Origin of the sequence: Klebsiella planticola (genome assembly GCF_000783935.2) — a bacterium.
GTDB lineage: Bacteria > Pseudomonadota > Gammaproteobacteria > Enterobacterales > Enterobacteriaceae > Klebsiella > Klebsiella planticola.
The window spans coordinates 3,897,970-3,920,548 of record NZ_CP026047.1 but is presented as its reverse complement, the minus strand read 5'-3'; the positions used below and the strand labels follow the sequence as shown (position 1 = coordinate 3,920,548).

Here is a 22,579-nt window from a genome sequence, read left to right as displayed (position 1 = left end):
ATCAACGGATCTCGATCATGGGACGTCCGCCGCGTGCGGTCACCAGCTCGCCGATGGCGGCAAGCTTAATTCCGAACTCTTCGGCTGCGGCACGCACTTCGGCTTCCGCTTCCGGCGTCACCGCCAGCAGCAGACCGCCGGAGGTTTGCGGGTCACACAGCAGATCGCGCCACGCTGCCGGCATGTCGCCCATCAGATGGCCGTAGCTGGCAAAGTTGCGCCCGGTGCCGCCGGGAACGGCGCCCGCCGCAATGTACTCTTCAACGCCCGGCAGTTTCGGGATATCCGCGTAGTTCAGTAGCGCCTGAACACCCGCGCCGCGACACACTTCGCTCAGATGACCCAGCAGGCCGAAACCGGTAACGTCGGTCATCGCTTTTACGCCGCCGATGGTGGCAAAGGCCGCGCCGGCGAGGTTCATCTGGCACATGGTTTCCGTTGCCAGCCCCTGGTGCTCCGGTTTGAGCAGCGATTTTTTCTCTGCGGTGGTCAGCACGCCAATGCCTAGCGGCTTGGTGAGATAGAGTCTGCAGCCCGCCTCGGCGGTGCTGTTTTTCTTGATCCGCTCGGTGGGCACCACGCCGGTGACCGCCAGACCGAAAATCGGCTCCGGGGCGTCAATCGAGTGGCCACCGGCCAGGGAGATACCCGCCTGCTGGCAGGCAAAACGCCCGCCGTCCACGACTTCGCGGGCAATTTCCGGCGCCAGGGTATTAATCGGCCAGCCAAGAATGGCAATCGCCATAATCGGTTTTCCACCCATCGCGAAAATGTCGCTGATGGCGTTGGTGGCGGCGATACGGCCAAAGTCGAACGGGCTGTCGACTATCGGCATAAAAAAGTCGGTGGTGCTGATGATCGACGTCCCGTTGCCAAGGTCGTAAACCGCCGCATCATCACTGGTCTCATTCCCCACCAGCAGGTTCGGATCGATAAACTTCGCCCGATCGCTCTTCAGAATAGTTTCCAGTACTTTAGGGGAAATTTTACAACCACAACCGGCTCCGTGGCTGTATTGCGTTAAACGAATAGCTTGCTCGCTCATGGACATCTCCTGTCATTGCAATCCCGCTATGGTAGCGCTCAAACGCCAAGGTGGTAAGTATGACAGTCCGAAATCGCGAATGGTTGCTCATTAAGCAGACAAATAGACGATTTTGCGATGGACAACCCTCTTGACCGCGCTATTTTCACTGTCGCTGAAAGTCCGATGAGGTTCAGGATTATCAGACATCTCAGACAAAATGCGGATCGGCGGGACGGTAAAAATCAGCGCCTTCCATCGCGAAATTCTGCGCCCGGGATCCTGCCGCCATTTTCACGCTTAGCGGGCCAGCCTGCCACCGAGCGGCAGCGCGCCGCTATGGCGCTTCTCGACGTAGCTCAAGCGTAAAATCATAGTAATCATTCAGGCACCAGGTCCGGGTGTATTCCACGGGCCTGTCATCGTAGGTGAAGCCAATCCGGGTCACCAGCAAAAGCGGCTCATCTTGTTTGATGTTCAGATAGTAAGCCAGCTGACTGTCCGTTGATACGGCCCTGAAGTGCTGAGTTGCCCGCAGTACCGGTGAGCCTTTGGTCTCCAGGTACTGATAGAACGATTCATCCATTTCGCTGATTTTATCCAGCAGAAGCGCCGGCAAAACCGCCGTCTGCAAAGAAACGGCGATACCGTTAATTTTTCTGAGCCGGGTCAGTTCGACAATTTCACTTTGACCTTCTGTCAGTTGCAGAGCATGGCGCTCCTCCTGGGTTGCTAACCGCCGCAGATATCCCACCAGCTCGCTTTGTGCTGTGCCTCCGCTCGCTGCCGCCATTTCAGTAAAACTTTCCAGCGACGGCAGGGACTGGCGCACATGCGGAGCCACGAAGGTCCCGGATCCCTGATTGCGAATCAGCACCCCCTCCTCCAGCAACTGCTGTAATGCTTTTCGGGCTGTGCCTCGCGCAATATTCAGCATCTCTACCAGCGCCCGTTCTGACGGCAGAACATCGCCAGGACGAAGCCGGCCTTCAGAAACGGCTAACTTAATGGCATTCACCAGTTGCATATATAGCGGCAACGCGCTGGATTGATCGAGATAAAACCCGGGATGCGAAGTTGTGTTCATCGTCTCTCTGCGCAAGTGGTAACTGGTCCAGTTTCTGTGAACCAATTCTTAACCAGGAATCGCTCGTTGTCATCCTCAAATCAGCGACAGAGAAAAGCCTCTCAGATCACAAAATGGCCATTTTGTCGTAGGCAGGATCCATTTTTATTCTGTATGGTTCACTAATGGTACATAAGTGGTTTAGTTTTAACTGAACCAAAGATGGCTGATGATGACTGAGGTAAATTGATGCAGGGAATTTTTTCCGCCAGCATGCCGCCGCGGGTCGAGGCGCTGATACTGCCTGCTCAGGCCGCAGGAAAAATCAGAGAACTGACTCAGCAACGAGGCATATATCAATGACAACTAAACGTTTACTGGACTGCTGTGCTTCCGATTTTGTGTCGATGAATAAAGCGCAGCTGCTGTATGCCATTCGCGCCAGCGAAGGCCGGGTCATGGTCAGTGAATCTATCGCCATCACTCAGCCATTGCTGAACAATGTTACCAATGCCGAGCTTGCCGCATCGCAGGGCGCGGATATCCTGCTGATTAATATGTTTGACTGTGAAAACCCGCATATTGAGGGGTTGCCTGCCGATATCGCGCCGGAAAAAACGCTGCATGAACTGCAGCGCCTGACCGGGCGTATTATTGGTGTCAATCTGGAGGCCGTAGACCCGGAATTTGCGGTTGCCCATGACGATATCTGGAAAATGAGACCGGGGCGCTCGGCAACGGCTGACAATGCCCGTAAGCTGGTCGCCATGGGGGCGAAAATTCTGGTGTTAACGGGCAACCCGGCTAACGGAGTCAGCAACCGGGCGCTGGGGATCGCCGCCGAAGAGATTCGCCAGGCGGTGGGCGACAGCGCGGTGATTATCACCGGGAAAATGCACGGTGCGGGAGTGGTGCGTGAAAGCGGCAGCAGCATTATCAGCGAGCAGGATGTTAGCTGGTTCGCCGCCCAGGGGGCGGATATTGTGTTGCTCCCGGCCCCAGGCACGATACCGGGAATGAGTCAGCAACGTGTGGCATCGCTTATCGATACGGCGCATGCGCATGGCGTGCTGGCGATGACGGCGATTGGGACCTCCCAGGAAGGCGCTGATGTCGGCACCGTTCGTCAGATAGCGTTGATGAGTAAAATGGCGGGCGCCGACCTGCACCATATTGGCGATACGGGTTATATGGGGATGGCATTACCGGAGAATATTCTGGCCTACAGTATTGCTATTCGTGGGGTCAGGCATACCTACACCCGCATCGCGCGTTCGGTTTATCGGTAAACAGGTATCAACGGTACCTGAGTCGTCTCTCATCCGGCAAAAAAACGCGCCGGATGAGAGAGTTTAGCGTCTATCCCGGCAGGCGTTATTGGCACAGGCAGGTTGCACACGGGCCGCCCTGAAAGGTGAAATCGTTGTCAGCGTTGCCCGGGGCAAAATGCTCCGCAAAATAGCCCTGAGGAGACAGACTCTTAATTTCAGCAAAACAATGGATCTTAATGCGTCAGTTTCGCTCCATTGTCCCCCTCCACCACAATAAGGATATCTTGATGAAAAAGCGTGTACTCGCCCTTTGCCTTGCCAGCCTCTTTTCAGTTAGCGCCTTTGCGCTGGTTCCCGCCGGCAATGATGCCACCACCAAGCCCGATCTCTACTATCTGAAAAATGCCCAGGCCATTGATAGCCTGGCGCTGCTGCCACCGCCGCCGGAAGTGGGCAGCATTGCGTTTTTAAACGATCAGGCGATGTATGAGAAAGGCCGTCTGCTGCGCGCCACCGCCCGCGGTAAGTTGGCGGCAGAGGATGCCAACCTGAGCGCGGGTGGCGTGGCCAACGCCTTCTCCGCAGCATTCGGCTCCCCGATCAGCGAAAAAGACGCCCCGGCGCTGCACAAACTGCTCACCAACATGATTGAAGACGCGGGCGATCTGGCGACCCGAGGCGCGAAAGAGAAGTATATGCGTATTCGTCCGTTTGCCTTCTACGGCGTGTCCACCTGCAATACCACCGAACAGGATAAGCTGTCGAAAAACGGCTCCTACCCTTCCGGACACACCTCTATCGGCTGGGCGACCGCCCTGGTGCTGGCCGAAATCAACCCGCAGCGCCAGAATGAGATTCTCAAGCGCGGCTATGAGCTCGGTGAAAGTCGGGTGATCTGCGGTTACCACTGGCAGAGCGATGTTGACGCCGCGCGGATTGTCGGCTCGGCGGTGGTTGCAACCCTGCATACCAATCCGGCCTTCCAGCAGCAGCTGCAAAAAGCCAAAGACGAGTTTGCGCAACAGCAGAAATAGTCGGCGCGACAGCCCGGCGGTTCACGCCTGCCGGGCTGTTCTGACTCTGCGTTGCTCAGAAACGGACCACAAACGGCGCGGTGTCCGGCAGAGAAACGGTCGTGGAGGCTTTAAGCTGCGGCGTTCCCAGATAGAGAAAACCGACGATTTTATCCTGCTCGCGGCAGGCAAAACCTTCCCGGACGATCGGGCTTTCGGTCAATGCGCCGCTGCGCCAGATACCGTTAAAGCCCTGCGCCAACGCCGCCATCTGCATGGCCATCACGGCGCAGCCGGCCGACATTTCCTGCTCCCATTTCGGCACCTTCGGGTGATCTTCGCAGCGGGCGACGACGGTGATAATCAGCGGAGCGCGGAACGGCGCACTGCGGGCCTTTTCAATACCTTTGTCATCCTGCCCGGCCTCAATCGCCCCTTTCTCCAGCAATTGACTGAAGCGTTCACGGCCTTCATCAGAAATAATAAAGAAACGCCAGGGTTGCAGCGTCCCATGATCCGGGGCGCGCAGTCCGGCGCGGAGAATGTTTTCCAGTTGTTCACCGCTCGGTGCCGGCTCTGCAAGACGAGAAGCGCTGCGGCGGTTTATCAGTAGTTCGAGAGCATCCATCTGTGTAACTCCTGTGATGTCATTTTGCATAAAATTAACATGCGCAAGAATTTTGTTACAGCACGACCGGTGATTCCTGCTGACAAGCGTCAGCCGTCTCTTTAGGATAACCAGACGCGGCAACCCATGCGGTTAGCCCATTTTTAACAATGTTAGGGAGAATACATGCGAACTCTTTGGCGGCTGCTCGCCGGATTTTTTAAATGGACATGGCGGGTACTCAACTTTATTCGCCAGCTCGCACTGAACGTGGTTTTCCTGTTGCTGGTTCTGGTTTGTGTCGGTATCTGGGCACAGTTCAGCAGCACCACAACGGAACATACCGCTCGCGGCGCGCTGCTGATGGATATCACCGGCGTGGTGGTCGATAAACCGTCCGCCAGTAGCAAACTCGGCGTGATCGGTCGTCAGCTCTTTGGCGCCAGTTCCGACCGTCTCCAGGAAAACTCGCTGTTTGATATCGTACAGACCATTCGTCAGGCGAAAGATGACCGCAATATCACCGGTATCGTCCTCGATCTGAAAAATTTTGCCGGCGGCGATCAGCCTTCAATGCAGTATATCGGTAAGGCGCTGCGCGAATTCCGCGATAGCGGTAAACCGGTGTATGCCGTGGGGAGCAGCTACAGCCAGGGGCAGTACTATCTGGCAAGCTTCGCCAATAAAATCTGGCTTTCGCCGCAGGGTGAGGTCGATCTGCACGGTTTTGCCACCAACGGCCTGTATTACAAATCTCTGCTCGACAAGCTAAAAGTCTCAACCCACGTTTTCCGCGTCGGGACCTATAAATCGGCGGTCGAGCCGTTTATCCGCGACGATATGTCGCCTGCCGCCCGTGAAGCCGACAGCCGCTGGATTGGCGAGCTGTGGCAAAACTACCTCAATACCATCGCCGCTAACCGCCAAATCACGGCTCAGCAGCTGTTCCCTGGCGCTCAGGGACTGATTGACGGTCTGCGTAAAGTGGACGGCGATACGGCGCAGTACGCGCTGAACAACAAGCTGGTAGATGAGCTGGGTACCGCCACCGACGTGGAGAAGGCGCTGACCAAACAGTTCGGCTGGAGCAAAGCGGATAATAACTATCGCGCGATCAGCTATTACGATTACAGCGTGAAAACGCCGTCTGACCAGGGCGCTACCATTGCGGTGATCTTCGCTAACGGCGCGATCATGGACGGCGAAGAGACGCCGGGTAACGTCGGCGGAGACACGACCGCCGCACAGATTCGCGATGCCCGCCTCGATCCGAAGGTGAAAGCGATTGTCCTGCGCGTCAACAGCCCGGGCGGCAGCGTCAGCGCCTCGGAAGTGATTCGTGAAGAGCTGGCGGCGGCGAAAGCCGCAGGTAAACCGGTGGTGGTCTCCATGGGCGGCATGGCCGCTTCCGGCGGCTACTGGATCTCAACGCCGGCCAACTATATCGTCGCCAACCCAAGTACCCTCACCGGCTCGATTGGCATCTTCGGCGTCATTAACACCGTCGAAAATACGCTGGATTCGATCGGCGTCCATACCGATGGCGTGGCGACGTCGGCGCTGGCCGATGTCTCCACCACCAAATCGCTGCCGCCTGAGGTTCAGCAGCTGATGCAGCTGAGCATCGAAAACGGCTACAAACGTTTTATCACGCTGGTGGCCAACGCGCGTAACAGTACGCCGGAGAAAATCGACCAGATTGCCCAGGGCCATGTCTGGACCGGTGAAGATGCGAAAGCTAACGGGCTGGTTGATAGCCTGGGCGACTTTGACGACGCGGTGGCAAAAGCCGCGGAGCTGGCGAAGCTGAAACAGTGGCATATCAACTACTACCAGGAAGAGCCGACGTTCTTCTCAATGGTGATCGATAGCCTGACCGGTTCGGTCCGCGCGTCGCTGCCAGCGGCACTGCAGGCCTGGCTGCCGGCGCCGGTTGCCGCCGCGGCCAATGCCGTCAAGGCTGAGAGCGATAAGCTCGCCGCGTTCAACGATCCGCAGAACCGCTACGCGTTCTGCTTAACCTGCGCCAATATCCGCTAATTCCTCCATCTGGCCCCTCTCCCCCGACAACGTCAATGTTGTCGGGGGAACACGCGCCCCAACGCACCTGCAACTTGAAGTATGAAGGGGATTGCGCTGTATTTTTTTAGCGGTCACCTTATACTGCGCCTGTCTATGTACAACCTAAGCGATGATATGCAAAAGAAATCGATTTACGTTGCCTACACCGGTGGGACCATCGGTATGCAGCGCTCAGAACACGGTTATATTCCCGTTTCCGGCCACCTGCAGCGTCAGCTGGCGCTGATGCCTGAGTTCCACCGTCCGGAGATGCCGGACTTTACGATTCATGAATATGAACCGCTGATGGACTCTTCCGATATGACGCCAGAAGACTGGCAGCACATCGCCGACGACATCCGCGCGCATTACGACGAGTACGACGGCTTTGTTATCCTGCACGGCACTGACACCATGGCCTTTACCGCCTCAGCGCTGTCGTTCATGCTCGAGCATCTGGGTAAACCGGTTATTGTGACAGGGTCACAAATCCCGTTAGCCGAGCTGCGCTCCGACGGGCAGATCAATTTGCTGAATGCTCTGTACGTTGCCGCTAATTACCCGATTAATGAAGTGACGCTGTTCTTCAATAATCGTCTCTATCGCGGCAACCGCACGACCAAAGCTCATGCCGATGGTTTCGATGCCTTCGCCTCCCCTAATCTGGCTCCTTTACTGGAAGCCGGGATCCACATTCGTCGCCTCGGCACGCCGCCAGCGCCACACGGCATCGGCGAGCTGATTGTGCATCCCATCACGCCGCAGCCAATTGGCGTCGTTACGATTTATCCGGGCATTTCTGCCGATGTGGTGCGAAATTTCCTGCGTCAGCCGGTGAAAGCGTTGATTCTGCGCTCCTATGGCGTCGGCAACGCCCCGCAAAACGGCGAGTTCATCCAGGTTCTGGCGGAAGCCAGCCAGCGCGGGATCGTGGTCATTAACCTGACCCAGTGCATGTCCGGCAAGGTCAATATGGGCGGGTATGCCACCGGTAACGCCCTCGCCCAGGCAGGCGTCATCAGCGGTTTTGATATGACCGTTGAGGCCACGCTGACCAAGCTACACTACCTGCTGAGTCAGAATCTGAGCGTCGATGAGATTCGCAACCTGATGCAGGAAAACCTGCGTGGCGAACTGACCCCCGATGAGTAAGGAGAACCGATGACGAATCGCGCACTACTGCTGGTCGATTTACAAAACGATTTTAGCGCGGGCGGCGCACTTGCCGTACCGGAAGGTGATAGCACCATAGATATCGCCAACCGACTTATCGACCACTGTCTCGCCCGCGGCGAAACCGTTGTCGCCAGCCAGGACTGGCACCCGGCAAACCACGGCAGCTTCGCCAGCCAACATCAGGTCGAACCTTATACCCAGGGACAGCTCGATGGCCTGGCGCAAACGTTCTGGCCCGATCACTGCGTGCAGAACGGCGAAGGTGCGGCGCTGCATCCGCTGCTGCAGCAGCAGGCGATAGCCGCGGTGTTTCATAAAGGGGAAAATCCGGCGATCGACAGCTACAGCGCATTTTTTGACAACGGACATCGGCAAAAAACCCGGCTTGATGAGTGGCTGCGCCAACGCGATATCACCGATCTGATCATTCTTGGGCTGGCGACCGATTACTGCGTCAAATTCACCGTGCTGGATGCGCTGAATCTCGGCTATACCGTCAACGTCATTACCGACGGCTGCCGCGGGGTCAACCTCCAGCCGCAGGATAGCGCGCACGCCTTTATGGAGATGGCCGCCGCGGGCGCTACGCTGTACACCCTCGACGACTGGCTGGAAACTCAGGCTTAAAACAGGCCGGCGGGAAAACCTGCCGGCCTGTTATCTCAAACCAGAGTTGAAATCTCTTCCAGCGAAACCTTGCGCGTTTCGATGCCGAAGCAGAACAGAATCAGCGCACAAAGCACCAGCATCACGCCGAGGACGATAAAGACCGTAATCGAGCCGTAGCGGGTCAACAGAATGGCGACGCCGTAGGGCGTAAATACGGCGACAATTCTCCCCACCGCGTTAACAAAGCCCGAACCACGTAATCGGAGATGCGTTGGCCACAGCTCCGGTACATACACCGCCGAGGCAAAGCAGACATACATGTACAGGAAAAAGATCATCACCAGGCCGTAGCTCAAAATAGCCCACTCTTCTGTTTGAATGGAATAGAAGTACCCGAGCATTGCAATAATAATCAGCAGGGATGAGCCAAATAATCGCCGCGGAAAACGGTCAATAATCAGTGCAGCAATAAATATCCCAACCGGCGCGCCAATCATAATAATCGCGGTCATCAAGATAGATTTTGTCACGTCGATCCCCGAATTGACAAAAATCGTCGGGATCCACACCGTAATGGTATAGAGCGAAATATTCATGGCGACAAGTACCGTGATCGCCACCAGCGTTCGCCGCAGCATCTGGCCTTTAAACAGTAGCCAGAACGACCCGCTTTCCACGCCCGGGTCCGCCATATGGCCAGCGCTGTGCCAGGCGGGCAAGGTGATTTTTTTCTCTTCCTCGATTTGTGACTCCACCTGCAGGAGGTGCTTTTCCGCCGCGCTTCGCTGTCCTTTGCCCGCAAGCCAGCGAGGAGATTCAATAAAATATTTCCCCGACAGATACCAGGCCAGCAGCATTGCCGCACCGCCAAGCAGGAACATCACCCGCCAGCTTAAAAAGGCAATAACCACGATGCCAATTGCCGCCGATAGCATTGGCGACCAGTTGCCGACAAATGACAGCCGGGCAGACCATTTCCCGCGCACCGCGGGAGGAATAAATTCGGTAAATGAGGCATAGCCCACCATAATTAGCGCCCCCATTCCAGTGCCCATCAAACAGCGGAAAAAGATAAGCCAGTACATGTTGGGTACAAAGGTTGCCGCGCAGGCAGAGATCCCGACGATCAGTAAATTCACGCGAAATGCTTTACGTCGTCCGAGATAATCGCCAATAAACCCACCGGCCAGCGACCCGAGAAAGTAGCCAAACATCAGTGCCGAGGTGAATGCCGCATTGAGGTAATTATTTGACCAGCCGTTACTGACTAACTTGGCCAACACCACGTTACCGGAATAGCTGAGAAAGCCAGTGATTAATAAACTAAAACTAATGATACCGAAAATACGAAAATGAAATCGGGATAAGGGTAAGCGATCTAATCTTGCGCCGATAGGGTCACATTGTTCCATCTGGATGCCTCAAATTCAGCTAAAATATAGAATATGGCGAGCGCAGCAGAGTCATTTTCCCCGCGCCACCATCATCATTAAATTTTTATGGCATGATCCAGGTACAAGCTAAAATAATATCGACACGACCAACCCTGGAGTTAATAAACGAGTTGAATATTATTTTCTTTACAAAATGCAATCCACTCTGCACCCGGAGCCTTATTGGTTATAAGATAATTAATATGGCTAAAATCCACGAGTTGGACGAAAGCTTTACGATCAAATTTTGAATGATCGACCAGCAGAGCCACTTCCGTGGCCTGGCGGATCATGGTTTTCTTGATTTCTGCTTCCGCTTCGTTAGAGTCAAGCGCCCCGCTCTGCATATCCAGACCTTTGCAGCTCATCACCATAATATCAACATGATAACGACTAATAATTTCCTTAGTGATCCTTCCCTGCAGTGACAGCGTATTCTTATTCAACTCGCCGCCGGTAGAAACCACGTTGATTTCAGACTGCGCCAGCTCATGAAAGGCTTCAGCCGAGTTGGTTAGCAGCGTGAGATCGTTGCGTTCCTTCAGCAGCTTTAATAATTCCATCGCCGTACTGCTGGAGTCGGCAGCCATAGTAGTTTTATTTTTAATAAATGGTAATGCATTACGAGCGATGGTCTGCTTCTCTTCTAAAAAAGACTTTGCACGTTTATAAAAATGAATATTGTCGGACAACGCGGTAGTATTTAATACCGCACCACCATAGGTTCGGGTCAAAAAACCTTCATTTTCTAGTTTTTCCAGATCGCGGCGAATGGTTTCTTCAGTAACCTGAAAAATTGAACTTAAATTAGAAACCGCCACCCTCTTATCGTTCGCAACCATTTGCTTGATGGTCTGAATTCTGTCTTTTGCCGCCACGATGACACCCCTGTTTCCTGCAAAGTAATAATAAGACCCAAGTATCTCACAGACTATATTTACTTTCAAAAAAACATGTCTGAATCACAGATTTTAATGTTATTTCACACAGAAACAGAGGTCAATACATCAATCTTATTTCGTCTCCAACGCTTCCGCCATTCGCCTCATCAACAATGAGTCCTCATCGGTCAGGGCAATGGTCAGGGCGTCGACATTTTCACGCACCTGCTCTGGCGCCGTTGCGCCGCTCAGCAAAGTGATTAAAGCGCTTTGCTTTAAAATCCACGCGAGCGCCAGTGCGGGGATAGTACAGCGATATTTATCACAAAGCGGCTGCCACTGCTCAAGCATATCAATCACCCGCAGCATGTTTTCACGCTGGAACCAGACTTTATTGGCCCGCGCACCGCCCGGGATATAATCTCGCGCGATAGTGCCCGTCAGCAGCCCCTGCTCAAGCGGTGAATAGACCTGTAACACGATGCCATGCTGCTCGCATAACGGCAGTAGTTCTGCTTCCAGCGCTCGATCGAGAATGCTGTACTTAGCCTGCACGATATCCAGCTCGCCATGCCTGAGATACTCCCTGATATGCCCGGCATCCACGTTAGCCGCACCAATTGAACGTATTTTCCCCTCCTTCTTCAGCTCGTTTAGCGTGCTGACGGTTTCAGCAATCGGCGTAAAAAAGGGTTCAACCGACTGCCAATGGGTCATATAAATATCGATGCTTTCGATGCCAAGTCTTTGCAGGCTGGCATCCACCTCCTCCCGAATCGACTCGGGGGTAAGGTTTTTATACAGCTGGCGATCGCCGACTTTATTAAACAGACTGCCCGTACGCTCCCAGACAATACCGCATTTGGTTTCAACCACGATCTCGCTGCGCGGCAGGTGCTTCAGCGCCTGACCGACAATGACTTCGCTGTTACCGAAGTTGTAGCCTGGCGCGGTATCAATCAAATTAATGCCACAGCGATGCGCCTCAACAATGGTGTCGATACAAATCTGCAGGTCGAGATCGCCGTTCCATGCCGGGCCGCCGCCAATGGCCCATGTCCCTAATCCCATGCGAGAAAGCGTAATATCCGTACTGCCTAAAGGAATCATATTCATCTGCCGCTATTACCCTTCGTATTCGTCGAGAAGTTGTTCAACCAGCTTTCTGTTTTTCACGCCCGTCGTGGCGCCCACGCTAAGCACCGAGATCGCAGCCGTTGCGTTAGCAAACAATGCGCACTCGCGCAGCGGCTTACCTTCAAGCAGCGCGGAGATAAATCCCGAGGCAAAGTTGTCCCCCGCGCCGATGGTGTCGAGGGCGGTAATTCCTGAAACCGCCGGAACCTCCATCTTCATATCAGCACGCTTAATAAAGCAGCCTCTCTTGCCGGTCTTAATGACCACCGTTTTCACGCCGCAGCTCAGGAAACTGTCGGCAATCTCATTCAGCGTCTCTTTGCCGGTGAGCAGTTTTGCTTCGGCAAAATTGGGAAACAAATAATCTACGTAGCTCAGCGCCTGTCGAATATCTTCCAGCGTTTCGTTAAGCCGCGGCTTAATCATATCGGCACAAATAATTAATCCGTGCGCTTTCGCCTGAATGAAAATCTCCGTTAACGCTTTACCGTCGAGCAGCGGACTATTAAAAATACTCGCCAGCGACAGCAGCTTTGCCTGAGAGAAGCGGTCAAAATCAACATCATTAATATTCAGCTTCCACAGACTGCCGTTGCGGTTAGTCACAAAAGTACGCTCGCCATCAGCGGTAACTAAGCCCACGTTGATTGAGGTATCAATTTCGCCATCCTGCCTCAGACTGTGAATATCAATATTCTCACGCCGGCAGTGCTCTACTATAAAATGCCCGGCAGCGTCATCCCCTATCCGGCTAATTAACGCGGTACGATGACCAAGACGAGAAATAATAGTCGCTTCATTAATTGCGTCTCCCCCGGTGGTCATGGCGATTCGTTCTAAAGGATAAGAGTCGACATCAAAAATATTTTTACTCACCGGCTGTAAGGGAATATCAACGATTGCCGCCCCTATACAAATAACCTCGATATGATCCATATTGTCATTCCGCTTTACCGTCAGAGCCAAACAGTTTGATTTTCTCCAGCGCGCGCTGTTTTACCGCTTTGCGGACTTCGCGCTCAACGTGCAGGAAAGGCTGATTCTGGTTCTCCTGCACAGCCGACATTGCCGCCTGACACAGTTCAGTGTGGATATTGATTTTCGAAATACCTAATGAAATGGCCTTCTTAATATCCGCATCGCTAATGCCGGACGCGCCGTGCAGAACCAGCGGCACGGAAACCGCCTCGCGCACGCGTTTAACCACATCAAAATTCAGTTTCGGTTCAGAAGTATAAACGCCGTGCTGGTTGCCAATCGCCACCGCCAGTGAATCGCAGCCGGTACGCTCGACAAATTCCGCAGCCTGATCCGGGTCGGTATAGTGATAGCCCGCCAGCGCTTCTTCGTAGACCGTTTCATTCCCCACGTGCCCCAGCTCCGCTTCGACCGGAACACCCAGCGGATGGAAGTAGTCCACCGCCTCTTTGGTCAGGCGAATATTCTCTTCGAAATCAAAGGCGGATGCGTCGCGCATCAGTGAATTCATGCCGTGGGCCCAGGCGTTGTGGATAATCTCCATACTGCGCCCGTGATCCCAGTGGGTGATCACCGGTACCGAAGCCTTTTTCGCCATAGAAACCATCATATGCGAAAAATCTTCAAACGAAGTATTTCCCACAAATCCGGTGCCGAAAGAGATAATCACCGGTGATTTAGACTCTTCCGCCGCATCAATTACCCCCATTAACATTTCTGCATTCCACACGTTAAAGTGGGCAATCGCATAATGTTTATTCTGAGCATCGTTTTCCCAATATTTAATATCTGCCAACATGGTTGTTTCTCCCTTTCCAATAAATTAATGATTAACTTTAATAACGCCTTTAATAATTTCGCGTTTGTTGTTAACGGATTCATCAAACGCGCGCTGAACATCCTCATAATCGTAAATATGTGTCACCATCGACTTCACATCGAAACGCCCGGAAGAGATAGCTTCAATGGTGACCGGATAGCGGTTGGCATAGCGGAAGACAGTCTGAATCGAAACTTCACGGTTAATCTTGAGGAAGTTAATCGCTGAATCGCCGGGAACCGTACCGACGATCATGATTTTTCCCCCACGCATAACCAGATAGGGTGCCTGCTTAACGGTGATGGCCGAACCGGCAGTTTCGAAAACGATATCGGCCCCCATCTCGCCGGAGAACTGCTGGCAGCGCGCAAGGGTGTCCTCGTTTGCCCCGTTGATAACGGTTTTGGCCCCGAGCTTCCCGGCCATGGCAAGGCGTTTATCCAGCACATCAACGACAGCGATGTCGGTTGCGCCCATGCACTTACACGCCTGGAGGGTCATTAAACCAATACAGCCTGCGCCAAGAATAACGATCTTCTTACCCGGCTTAACGTCCGCCAGCATCGCAGCGTGCATACCGACCGCAGCGGGTTCCACCAGCGCCCCTTCCATGGTGTCCATGTTATCAGGTAGCCTGTAAGTGAAGCTCTCTGGATGGCACAGATAGTGGGTTAGCGCGCCGCGGTAATTAGGTTGCGTGGCCATAAAGTCAACGTCGGGACAAATATTATATTTCCCCTCCAGGCAGTAGCGGCAGTGGCCGCACGGCACGCCGGGTTCAATATTCACCCGGTCGCCCGGCTTAAATTTGCTAACACGATTTCCTACCGCCACCACCGTACCGGCGCATTCGTGCCCCAGGCCAATTTCCTGATGGGGATCTTTCGGCGGAATAAAGGGGCCGGACTCAAACCCGTGAACATCTGAACCGCAAATACCGACGTATTCAATTTTGATCAGCACTTCATGTTCTTTGGGCACCGGGATATCGGCAGCAATAATTTTCATTGTGCCCGGAGTTTGCAATATCGCTTTCGAATTTTTCATTTTATTTCCTGTGAATATTATTTACTGGTAACTGCATCAATACCGAGACTTTCGACAGAGACGCCTTTGGTTTCAATTCCGATAGTAGCGATAGCAATAGCGACAATAATTGAGACGGCCCCCAGTAGCACAAACACCCCCGTCACGCCGTAAGCGCTAAGCAATACCGCAACTGCATAGGGCGCAGCGATACCGCTGATTCGCCCGACCGCGTTCGCCAGGCCAGAACCGCGGAGCTTCGCTTCGGTTGGCCATATTTCCGGGACATAAACCGCAGAGGCGTAACAAACGTACATATAGACAAAAGTAATCAGGAAGAAACCAATTAACGTAATAAACAGCATGCTAGTTTGCAGCGAGTAGATATATCCCAGGACGGCAATTAACACTAACAGTCCCACCCCCATGGTCTTTCTGGGTATTTTATCCATCACCAGCATGGCAATAAAAATCCCGAACGGTGCGCCGAACATACTCATGGTATTTAAAACAATAGAGTCTTTCAGATTAATTCCCTGGGTCATAAATATCGTCGGCAACCAGTTAATCAAGGTGTACTGCACGACATTCATGGCAATCAGTACGAAGGAACCTAAAATAACCCGTCTGAGTAATACGCCCGTTAACAAGGCCGAATAGGGAACGGCACGCGGCGGTTTTCCGTCATCTTCGAGAGCCACCGGCGGCAGCGGCTTGCCCGTCTGCTGAACCACGCCCTCTTCAATGGCCAGCATCACCTTTTCAGCTTCCGCATAGCGTCCGCGAGACTCCAGCCAGCGGGGCGATTCAGGGAAACTGCGCCAGGCAATAACGGTGGCAATCAGCGACAGCACGGCAGGGATCAGCAATTGCACGCGCCAGTTCCATTCAGCGCTAATTAGCGGCGTTAATCCCATTGCAATCAGTGAACAGAGTGGATAGGACCAGTTGCCGATGAACGAGACCCGACTGGACCAGGTGCCACGATTTCTACCGGGCATATACTCAGTAAAACCGGCAAATAAGGTCACCAGCAGCGCGCCTAATCCCACTCCCATGACAAAACGGCAGGCGATCAGGAAGTTCATATTCGGGGAAAACGCCCCGACGACCATGGCAATAATATGAATCGCTTCATACAGAATGAACGCGTTTTTACGGCCGATCTTATCGCCAATGATGCCGCCGCCGAGCGCCCCAAGAAACATTCCCGCCGTCGTCATGGCGGAAAACGTAGCGGTAGTAGAATTATCAGTCCAACCGAGTTCTTTTAACTGCGCAAGAATTAACCCGCCGACGGCATTACTCCAGCAGACCAGTAGTCCGAAAGCGACCATGGCAAACATCGTAGTGTGCCAGCGACAGTCAGGCAGGCGATCCAGCCTGGCGCCGCAGTGCGGTTTTGCTATCTGTTCCATCCGAAAACCTTCCTTAATATGCCCTGAATAATTCGAGTTGAAGGAAGGCGGCAATTGAACGAAACCCGATGAGCTTACGGTAGTAAGTTATTCGGGTGAGCGAACGCAGCCAGCACACCTGCAACTTGCTGTATGACGGGTATAAATGGATTATTTATCAAAGTCGTAAGTCATAATGACCTTAATCGCGGTTTTATCGACCATGGCGTCAAAACCTTCGCGCCATTGCGACAGGCCAATGCGGTGAGTAATCATCGGCTTGACTTTGATCGCGCCGCTGGCGAGCAGGCGGATGGCGTTGCGCCAGGAAGTGGAGTCATAGGCCATATGGCCAATAATGCTTTTATTCCAGGCGGTGATGTCGTTGATGGAGAAGTCCAGCGGTTTGAAGCCCATACCCACGCGAACCACTTCACCGTTTGGACGCAGCATTTCTATAGCTTGTTTGAGGGCAATATTGGCGCCCGAACATTCGATGACCAGCCCCAGATTGTCTTTACCGCAGATATCCTGACAACGCGCGACCACATCTTCGGTCGAACCGTTGACCACTGCCGTCGCGCCCAGCGCTTTAGCAATCGGGAAGCGCACCGCCACATCCTCTTCCAGCCCAACCATCACGATATTGACGGCCCCCATAATGCGCGCCATCTGTACGGAAAAGAGCCCTAATGGGCCGGTACCGAAAACCACGACATCCTGACCGGGAAGAAATTTGGATTGCTGGGCGATAGATTTGTAGGCGTTGCAGATAGGATCCAGCACAGCGGCTTCTTCATAATCAACACCCTGCGGGATTTCCCACAGCGCATGGCGGTGAATTTTGAGGATTTCCCCCGGTACCAGGCAGTATTTCGAGAAGCCGCCCCCCCAGGTATTGTTGTCCAGACCGAGGTTGACTTTTTCTGTACAACACAGAAAATCACCTTGTTCGCAGGCAGGACAAACGCCACAAACGTGTCCGCTGTTGTCAGAAACCACCCGCTGACCAACTTTCCAGTCTTTAACCTTGTCACCCACTCGCACAATTTGACCGGCGAATTCGTGACCACGAACCGAGTTGAATTGATCGGATCCGCTATCAACATTGTAGTGTTTCATGTCCGCGCCACAGATGGCCGCTGCTTTGATTTCAATCACTACGTCGTCCGGGCCACACTTTGGTTCTGGTACGTCAATCAACTTATAGCCGCCAAAGGCCTTACCAAATCTTGCCAGTGCTTTCATTGCCTCTTCCCTTATGTTTGGTGTGCTTCAGTGACAGCAATACTTAACCACAAAATCTTTAAGGTCAATGTGAAATCTTTAAAAGGCAGATATTGATCTGCTTTTCACAACTTAGATCACAAATACGCCTGCGCAGTTTCAGGGAATGACGCAAGAGAGGGACGGCTATCGCAACGCTCATACAGCCGTGAACCTCTTCGCAGTTTTACTCTGCGGAAGATGCTAGTCTTTACTGGCTGTTTTTTCGCCACGCCATTTACGTGGCGTGTTTGTTTTTCAATGTCACTTTTTTAAGTCAAAGAGGATCTGATATGAAGCTTTTGCCTTTACTGGCAGCATTACCCCTGCTCTGCGCTTCCGTGGTCTCCGCCAGCTCCCTGATGTCCGTCGGCTACTTTAACGGCGGCGGCGACGTTACTGCCGGTCCCGGTGGCGATATCGATAAGCTGGACGTGCGGCAGATAACCCATCTCAACTACTCGTTTGGTCTGGTCTATAACGACGAAAAAGACGAAACCAAGGACGCTTTAAAAGATGCCAGCAAGCTGCATCAGATTTGGCTGTCGCCGAAAGTAGAGGCTGATCTGCAGAAAATCCCGACGTTGCGCCAGCAGAACCCGAATCTGAAAGTCCTGCTTTCCGTCGGCGGCTGGGGGGCGCGCGGATTCTCCGGCGCAGCGGCGACGAAGGAATCCCGGGCGGTGTTTATTCAGTCCGCGCAGGAGATTGTTGAAAAGTATGGTCTGGATGGCATCGATCTCGACTGGGAGTATCCGGTCAATGGCGCATGGGGACTGGTCGCCAGCCAACCGGCCGATCGCGATAACTTCACGGCCTTACTGAAAGAGCTGCGCGCGGCGTTTGGGACGAAGAAACTGGTGACCATCGCCGTGGGCGCTAACGCAGAGAGCCCGAAAAGCTGGGTGGATATCAAAGCGATTGCTCCGTCGCTCGACTATATCAACCTGATGACTTACGACATGGCCTACGGTACCCAGTACTTCAACGCCAACCTGTACGATTCAACCCGCTGGCCGACGGTAGCGGCTGCGGATAAGTACAGCGCCGATTTTGTGGTCAACAACTATCTCGCCGCCGGTTTAAAACCGAGCCAGATGAACCTGGGGATCGGCTTTTATGGCCGGGTGCCAAAACGCGCCCTTGAGCCGGGTATCGACTGGACGAAGCCGGATGCGCAAAAAAATCCCGTCACTCAGCCGTGGTTCGGACCACAGCAAATCGCCCTGTTTTCATCGCTGGGCTTTGATCTGACTAAAGACACGTACGTGAAATATAACGACATCGTCGAGAAAATGCTTAACGACCCGCAAAAACGCTTTACCGAACATTGGGATGATGAGGCGAAGGTGCCGTGGCTGTCGGTCCAGTCGGCAGACGGCAAAGCGCTGTTCGCATTGTCGTACGAGAATCCGCGTTCGGTGGCGATAAAGGCTGATTACATTAAGCAAAAAGGTCTGGCGGGGGCTATGTTCTGGGAGTATGGCGCCGATGACCACAATCAGCTGGCGAAGCAGCTCGCGACATCGCTTGGGATTAAACATTAATCGGCGATCGGCCGTCGGGTGATAGAGCGGCGTCTTACCCGAGTTGTCAATTGTCACAACCTTGCCCGGTAGCGGCGTTGCCTTACCGGGCCTACGTCATTCAACCTCAGGCCCGGAAGAGTGACTTAACGGGCCTGCGCTATCCAACTACAGGCCCTGAGCCGGGCATCAGGCGCTGGGCTACTGCATTTTCAGCGTTGCAATCGGTTTGGGCGCGATGCCAAAATCTTCTTTCAGCTGCTGCTTGCTCTTCATCACCATCTGGCCGTTGGTGTCGATGGTCATGTGCTGCGCGTCGCTGTTATGTCGCGCCTGATAAAGCATCACCAGCTGCAGGCTGTTCTCTTTCTGCCCGGAAGTTAAGGCCACACCATCCGGCCATTTTCCCAGCTCCACCGCCGTCGCCAGGCGCTGATACACTTCCGGCGTCATACTGTCTATTATTTGCTCGATTTCCATGGTCCGCTCAACTCCGCACTGGAATAATTTGCTGAATCGTTTCTTTAGCCTTTAATCTGCTCGCCATTATCGTCGTCATTGAAGCTTAATGAGGCCGAATTGACGCAAAAACGCTCCCCCGTCGGCTGCGGTCCATCGGGAAACACATGCCCCAGATGCGCATCGCAGTTTCCGCAGCGAATTTCAGTGCGCTGCATACCGTGAGAGTAATCGTTCAGATAGCGAATCGCCTCCTCGCTTACCGGCTCGTAAAAGCTCGGCCAGCCGCAGCCTGAATCATACTTCGTTTGCGAGTGAAACAGCGGCGCGTCGCATACCAGGCAGTGGTAGACGCCGTCCCGTTTGTTATGGAGCAGTCGTCCGGTGAACGGCGGCTCAGTACCGTGATTCTGCGTCACGTAAAACTGCATCTCGCTCAAATTTTTTTTGAGCTCGTCCGAGGAGGGTTTATTCGCCATGTGCTTGCTTCTCACTGTGAAAGGACAACTTTACGCCTCGATTCTAACAAAACATTAACAATGAAGCGTGGACTTTTGTTCTAAACTTATTCGATGCCAAAAGGCAGCCCAGATAATTGTGATTAACATCACATTTTTATCTTTAACGCCCTTTAAAATTCCGGGCGCGGCCCCAATATGGAATTGGGCTCAAAGGGAGAGTGAGGCAAAACATTCGAGCAAAGGTATGCTCAGGATTGATTTGTCGCAATGATTGACACGATTCCGCTTGACGCTGCGTAAGGTTTTTGTAATTTTACAGGCAACCTTTTATTCACTAACAAATAGCTGGTGGAATATATGACTATCAAAGTAGGTATCAACGGTTTTGGCCGTATCGGTCGCATTGTTTTCCGTGCTGCTCAGGAACGTTCTGACATCGAGATCGTTGCAATCAACGACCTGTTAGACGCTGACTACATGGCATACATGCTGAAGTATGACTCCACTCACGGCCGTTTTAACGGTACCGTTGAAGTGAAAGACGGTCATCTGATCGTTAACGGTAAAAAAATCCGTGTTACCGCTGAACGTGATCCGGCTAACCTGAAGTGGAACGAAGCAGGCGTTGACGTTGTTGCTGAAGCAACTGGTCTGTTCCTGACTGACGAAACCGCTCGTAAACACATCACTGCTGGCGCGAAAAAAGTCGTTCTGACTGGCCCGTCCAAAGACAACACTCCGATGTTTGTTAAAGGCGCTAACTTTGACAAATACGAAGGCCAGGACATCGTTTCTAACGCATCCTGCACCACCAACTGCCTGGCTCCGCTGGCTAAAGTTATCAACGACAACTTCGGCATCATCGAAGGCCTGATGACCACCGTTCACGCGACCACCGCTACTCAGAAAACCGTTGATGGCCCGTCTCACAAAGACTGGCGCGGCGGCCGCGGCGCAGCACAGAACATCATCCCGTCCTCTACCGGTGCTGCTAAAGCCGTCGGTAAAGTACTGCCAGAACTGAACGGCAAACTGACCGGTATGGCGTTCCGCGTTCCGACTCCGAACGTATCCGTTGTTGACCTGACCGTTCGTCTGGAAAAAGCAGCGTCTTACGAAGAAATCAAGAAAGCAATCAAAGCGGCTTCTGAAGGCGCAATGAAAGGCGTTCTGGGTTACACCGAAGACGACGTTGTTTCTACCGATTTCAACGGCGAAGTTTGCACTTCCGTGTTCGATGCTAAAGCAGGTATCGCACTGAACGACAACTTCGTGAAACTGGTTTCCTGGTACGACAACGAAACAGGTTACTCCAACAAAGTTCTGGACCTGATCGCTCACATCTCCAAATAAGTTGAGATGAGACATTGATCCAAAAAGGCGACTTCGGTCGCCTTTTTTTATGGCTTCACGTTTACGGCTAACCTTTAGGATTGCACCATGATTAACAAAATTTTTGCTCTCCCGGTAGTTGAACAACTTACCCCTGTCCTCTCCCGCCGCCAGCTTGATGAGCTGGAGCTTATCGTTGTTGACCATCCGCAGGTGAAAGCCTCCGTTGCGTTTCAGGGCGCGCACCTGCTCTCCTGGAAACCGGCTGGCGAAGAAGAAGTGCTGTGGCTCAGCAACAATACGCCATTCAAAAACGGCGTGGCCCTGCGCGGCGGCGTGCCGGTTTGCTGGCCGTGGTTCGGCCCGGCGGCGCAACAGGGTTTACCGTCCCATGGCTTCGCCCGCAACCTGCCGTGGGCGCTGAAAGGCCACGATGAAGATGAAAACGGCGTGATGCTGACCTTTGAACTAAAAAGTAGCGATGCAACCCGCAAATACTGGCCGCACGAATTTACGCTCTATGCGCGTTTCAAGCTGGGTAAAACCTGCGAGATCGAGCTGGAAGCGCACGGTGAATTTGAAACCACCTCCGCACTGCATACCTACTTCAACGTCGGCGACATTGCGGCAGTGAAGGTCAGCGGTCTGGGCGACCGTTATATTGATAAAGTGAAAAATGCCGAAGAAGGCGTATTAAGCAACGGAACAGAGACCTTCCCTGACCGTACCGACCGCGTCTATCTGAATGCCGAAGCTTGTAGCGTGATTCACGACGCTGCGCTGAACCGCAACATCGATGTTGTCCACCACCACCACAGCAACGTAGTAGGCTGGAACCCAGGCCCGGCGCTCTCCATCAGCATGGGCGATATGCCGGATGACGGGTACAAAACCTTTGTTTGTGTCGAAACCTGTTGCGTCACCGAAGCGCAGAAAACCAGCGAAGAGAAACCATCTCGCCTGGCGCAAACTATCCGCGTGGTAAAACGAGGCTAGTCCCTTCCACTCCCGATTGCCGGGAGATGAGGGATTAAAG

Annotated in this window: 21 protein-coding genes; 8 read left to right on the top strand and 13 right to left on the bottom strand. The window is 53.3% G+C overall.

Annotation, left to right across the window (positions count from 1 at the left end; all coding sequences use genetic code 11):
- Position 1: 1 nt before the first annotated feature.
- On the bottom strand, positions 2-1,045 hold the full coding sequence (gene selD / locus MC50_RS18905) for a selenide, water dikinase SelD (protein WP_032688196.1): 1,044 nt from the start codon (positions 1,043-1,045) through the stop codon (positions 2-4).
- Between the two features lie 316 nt (positions 1,046-1,361).
- Positions 1,362-2,111: a GntR family transcriptional regulator gene (locus MC50_RS18900; RefSeq protein WP_047664707.1), complete on the bottom strand. Its 750-nt coding sequence runs from the start codon at positions 2,109-2,111 to the stop codon at positions 1,362-1,364.
- A gap of 338 nt (positions 2,112-2,449) precedes the next feature.
- Between MC50_RS18900 and MC50_RS18895 the strand changes: the two genes are divergently transcribed.
- Together MC50_RS18895 and phoC are read left to right on the top strand one after the other, a co-directional pair.
- Positions 2,450-3,379, top strand: coding sequence for a DUF7916 family protein (locus MC50_RS18895; protein WP_032688199.1), 930 nt, complete (start codon positions 2,450-2,452; stop codon positions 3,377-3,379).
- Positions 3,380-3,648: 269 nt separating this feature from the next.
- Positions 3,649-4,395, top strand: a complete 747-nt coding sequence (gene phoC, locus MC50_RS18890; RefSeq protein WP_047664705.1) for an acid phosphatase PhoC — start codon at positions 3,649-3,651, stop codon at positions 4,393-4,395.
- Positions 4,396-4,450: 55 nt separating this feature from the next.
- Here the strand turns inward: phoC and MC50_RS18885 are convergent, their stop codons facing one another.
- Positions 4,451-5,002 (bottom strand): NAD(P)H nitroreductase, encoded by a 552-nt coding sequence (locus MC50_RS18885; RefSeq protein WP_032688201.1) that lies wholly within the window; start codon positions 5,000-5,002, stop codon positions 4,451-4,453.
- A gap of 165 nt (positions 5,003-5,167) precedes the next feature.
- Between MC50_RS18885 and sppA the strand changes: the two genes are divergently transcribed.
- The 3 genes from sppA (at position 5,168) to pncA (ending at position 8,845) form a co-directional block, all read left to right on the top strand.
- Entirely contained in the window at positions 5,168-7,021 is a 1,854-nt protein-coding gene (gene sppA / locus MC50_RS18880; RefSeq protein WP_032700221.1) for a signal peptide peptidase SppA, read from the top strand.
- 156 nt (positions 7,022-7,177) lie between these two features.
- Positions 7,178-8,194, top strand: a complete 1,017-nt coding sequence (ansA, locus tag MC50_RS18875) for an asparaginase (RefSeq protein ID WP_032688358.1) — start codon at positions 7,178-7,180, stop codon at positions 8,192-8,194.
- A 9-nt stretch (positions 8,195-8,203) separates the two neighbouring features.
- Positions 8,204-8,845 carry a bifunctional nicotinamidase/pyrazinamidase gene (gene pncA, locus MC50_RS18870; protein WP_047664702.1) on the top strand — a complete coding sequence of 214 codons (642 nt, stop codon included), beginning with the start codon at positions 8,204-8,206 and terminating at the stop codon, positions 8,843-8,845.
- A gap of 35 nt (positions 8,846-8,880) precedes the next feature.
- Here the strand turns inward: pncA and MC50_RS18865 are convergent, their stop codons facing one another.
- The 8 genes from MC50_RS18865 to MC50_RS18830 all read right to left on the bottom strand — a co-directional run bounded on the left by MC50_RS18865 (position 8,881) and on the right by MC50_RS18830 (position 17,747).
- Positions 8,881-10,239: an MFS transporter gene (locus tag MC50_RS18865; RefSeq protein WP_047664700.1), complete on the bottom strand. Its 1,359-nt coding sequence runs from the start codon at positions 10,237-10,239 to the stop codon at positions 8,881-8,883.
- Between the two features lie 140 nt (positions 10,240-10,379).
- A complete protein-coding gene (locus MC50_RS18860) occupies positions 10,380-11,138 on the bottom strand; it encodes a DeoR/GlpR family DNA-binding transcription regulator (RefSeq protein ID WP_032695837.1) in 759 nt (252 codons plus the stop codon).
- Between the two features lie 135 nt (positions 11,139-11,273).
- Positions 11,274-12,257 (bottom strand): NADH-dependent methylglyoxal reductase, encoded by a 984-nt coding sequence (gene ydjG / locus MC50_RS18855; RefSeq protein WP_032695836.1) that lies wholly within the window; start codon positions 12,255-12,257, stop codon positions 11,274-11,276.
- Between the two features lie 9 nt (positions 12,258-12,266).
- A complete protein-coding gene (locus MC50_RS18850; RefSeq protein ID WP_047664698.1) occupies positions 12,267-13,214 on the bottom strand; it encodes a sugar kinase in 948 nt (315 codons plus the stop codon).
- 4 nt (positions 13,215-13,218) lie between these two features.
- Positions 13,219-14,055, bottom strand: coding sequence for a ketose-bisphosphate aldolase (locus MC50_RS18845; protein WP_032695835.1), 837 nt, complete (start codon positions 14,053-14,055; stop codon positions 13,219-13,221).
- Positions 14,056-14,079: 24 nt separating this feature from the next.
- A complete protein-coding gene (locus MC50_RS18840; protein ID WP_032688214.1) occupies positions 14,080-15,123 on the bottom strand; it encodes an NAD(P)-dependent alcohol dehydrogenase in 1,044 nt (347 codons plus the stop codon).
- Positions 15,124-15,140: 17 nt separating this feature from the next.
- Positions 15,141-16,520 carry an MFS transporter gene (locus MC50_RS18835; protein ID WP_047664696.1) on the bottom strand — a complete coding sequence of 460 codons (1,380 nt, stop codon included), beginning with the start codon at positions 16,518-16,520 and terminating at the stop codon, positions 15,141-15,143.
- A 150-nt stretch (positions 16,521-16,670) separates the two neighbouring features.
- Positions 16,671-17,747 (bottom strand): zinc-binding dehydrogenase, encoded by a 1,077-nt coding sequence (locus MC50_RS18830; protein WP_032688217.1) that lies wholly within the window; start codon positions 17,745-17,747, stop codon positions 16,671-16,673.
- Positions 17,748-18,058: 311 nt separating this feature from the next.
- Between MC50_RS18830 and MC50_RS18825 the strand changes: the two genes are divergently transcribed.
- The gene (locus MC50_RS18825) at positions 18,059-19,312 is read left to right on the top strand and encodes a glycoside hydrolase family 18 protein (RefSeq protein ID WP_047664694.1); all 1,254 of its coding nucleotides are present in this window, start codon (positions 18,059-18,061) and stop codon (positions 19,310-19,312) included.
- A gap of 180 nt (positions 19,313-19,492) precedes the next feature.
- Here MC50_RS18825 and MC50_RS18820 read toward each other — a convergent pair whose 3' ends face one another.
- Positions 19,493-19,771 (bottom strand): YeaC family protein, encoded by a 279-nt coding sequence (locus MC50_RS18820; protein WP_032695832.1) that lies wholly within the window; start codon positions 19,769-19,771, stop codon positions 19,493-19,495.
- A 44-nt stretch (positions 19,772-19,815) separates the two neighbouring features.
- Positions 19,816-20,229 carry a peptide-methionine (R)-S-oxide reductase MsrB gene (msrB, locus tag MC50_RS18815; RefSeq protein WP_004860809.1) on the bottom strand — a complete coding sequence of 138 codons (414 nt, stop codon included), beginning with the start codon at positions 20,227-20,229 and terminating at the stop codon, positions 19,816-19,818.
- A 339-nt stretch (positions 20,230-20,568) separates the two neighbouring features.
- Here msrB and gapA point away from each other — a divergent pair, with 339 nt between their 5' ends.
- Together gapA and MC50_RS18805 are read left to right on the top strand one after the other, a co-directional pair.
- Entirely contained in the window at positions 20,569-21,564 is a 996-nt protein-coding gene (gene gapA / locus MC50_RS18810; protein WP_004860805.1) for a glyceraldehyde-3-phosphate dehydrogenase, read from the top strand.
- 87 nt (positions 21,565-21,651) lie between these two features.
- On the top strand, positions 21,652-22,539 hold the full coding sequence (locus MC50_RS18805; protein WP_047664692.1) for a D-hexose-6-phosphate mutarotase: 888 nt from the start codon (positions 21,652-21,654) through the stop codon (positions 22,537-22,539).
- Positions 22,540-22,579 lie beyond the last annotated feature (40 nt).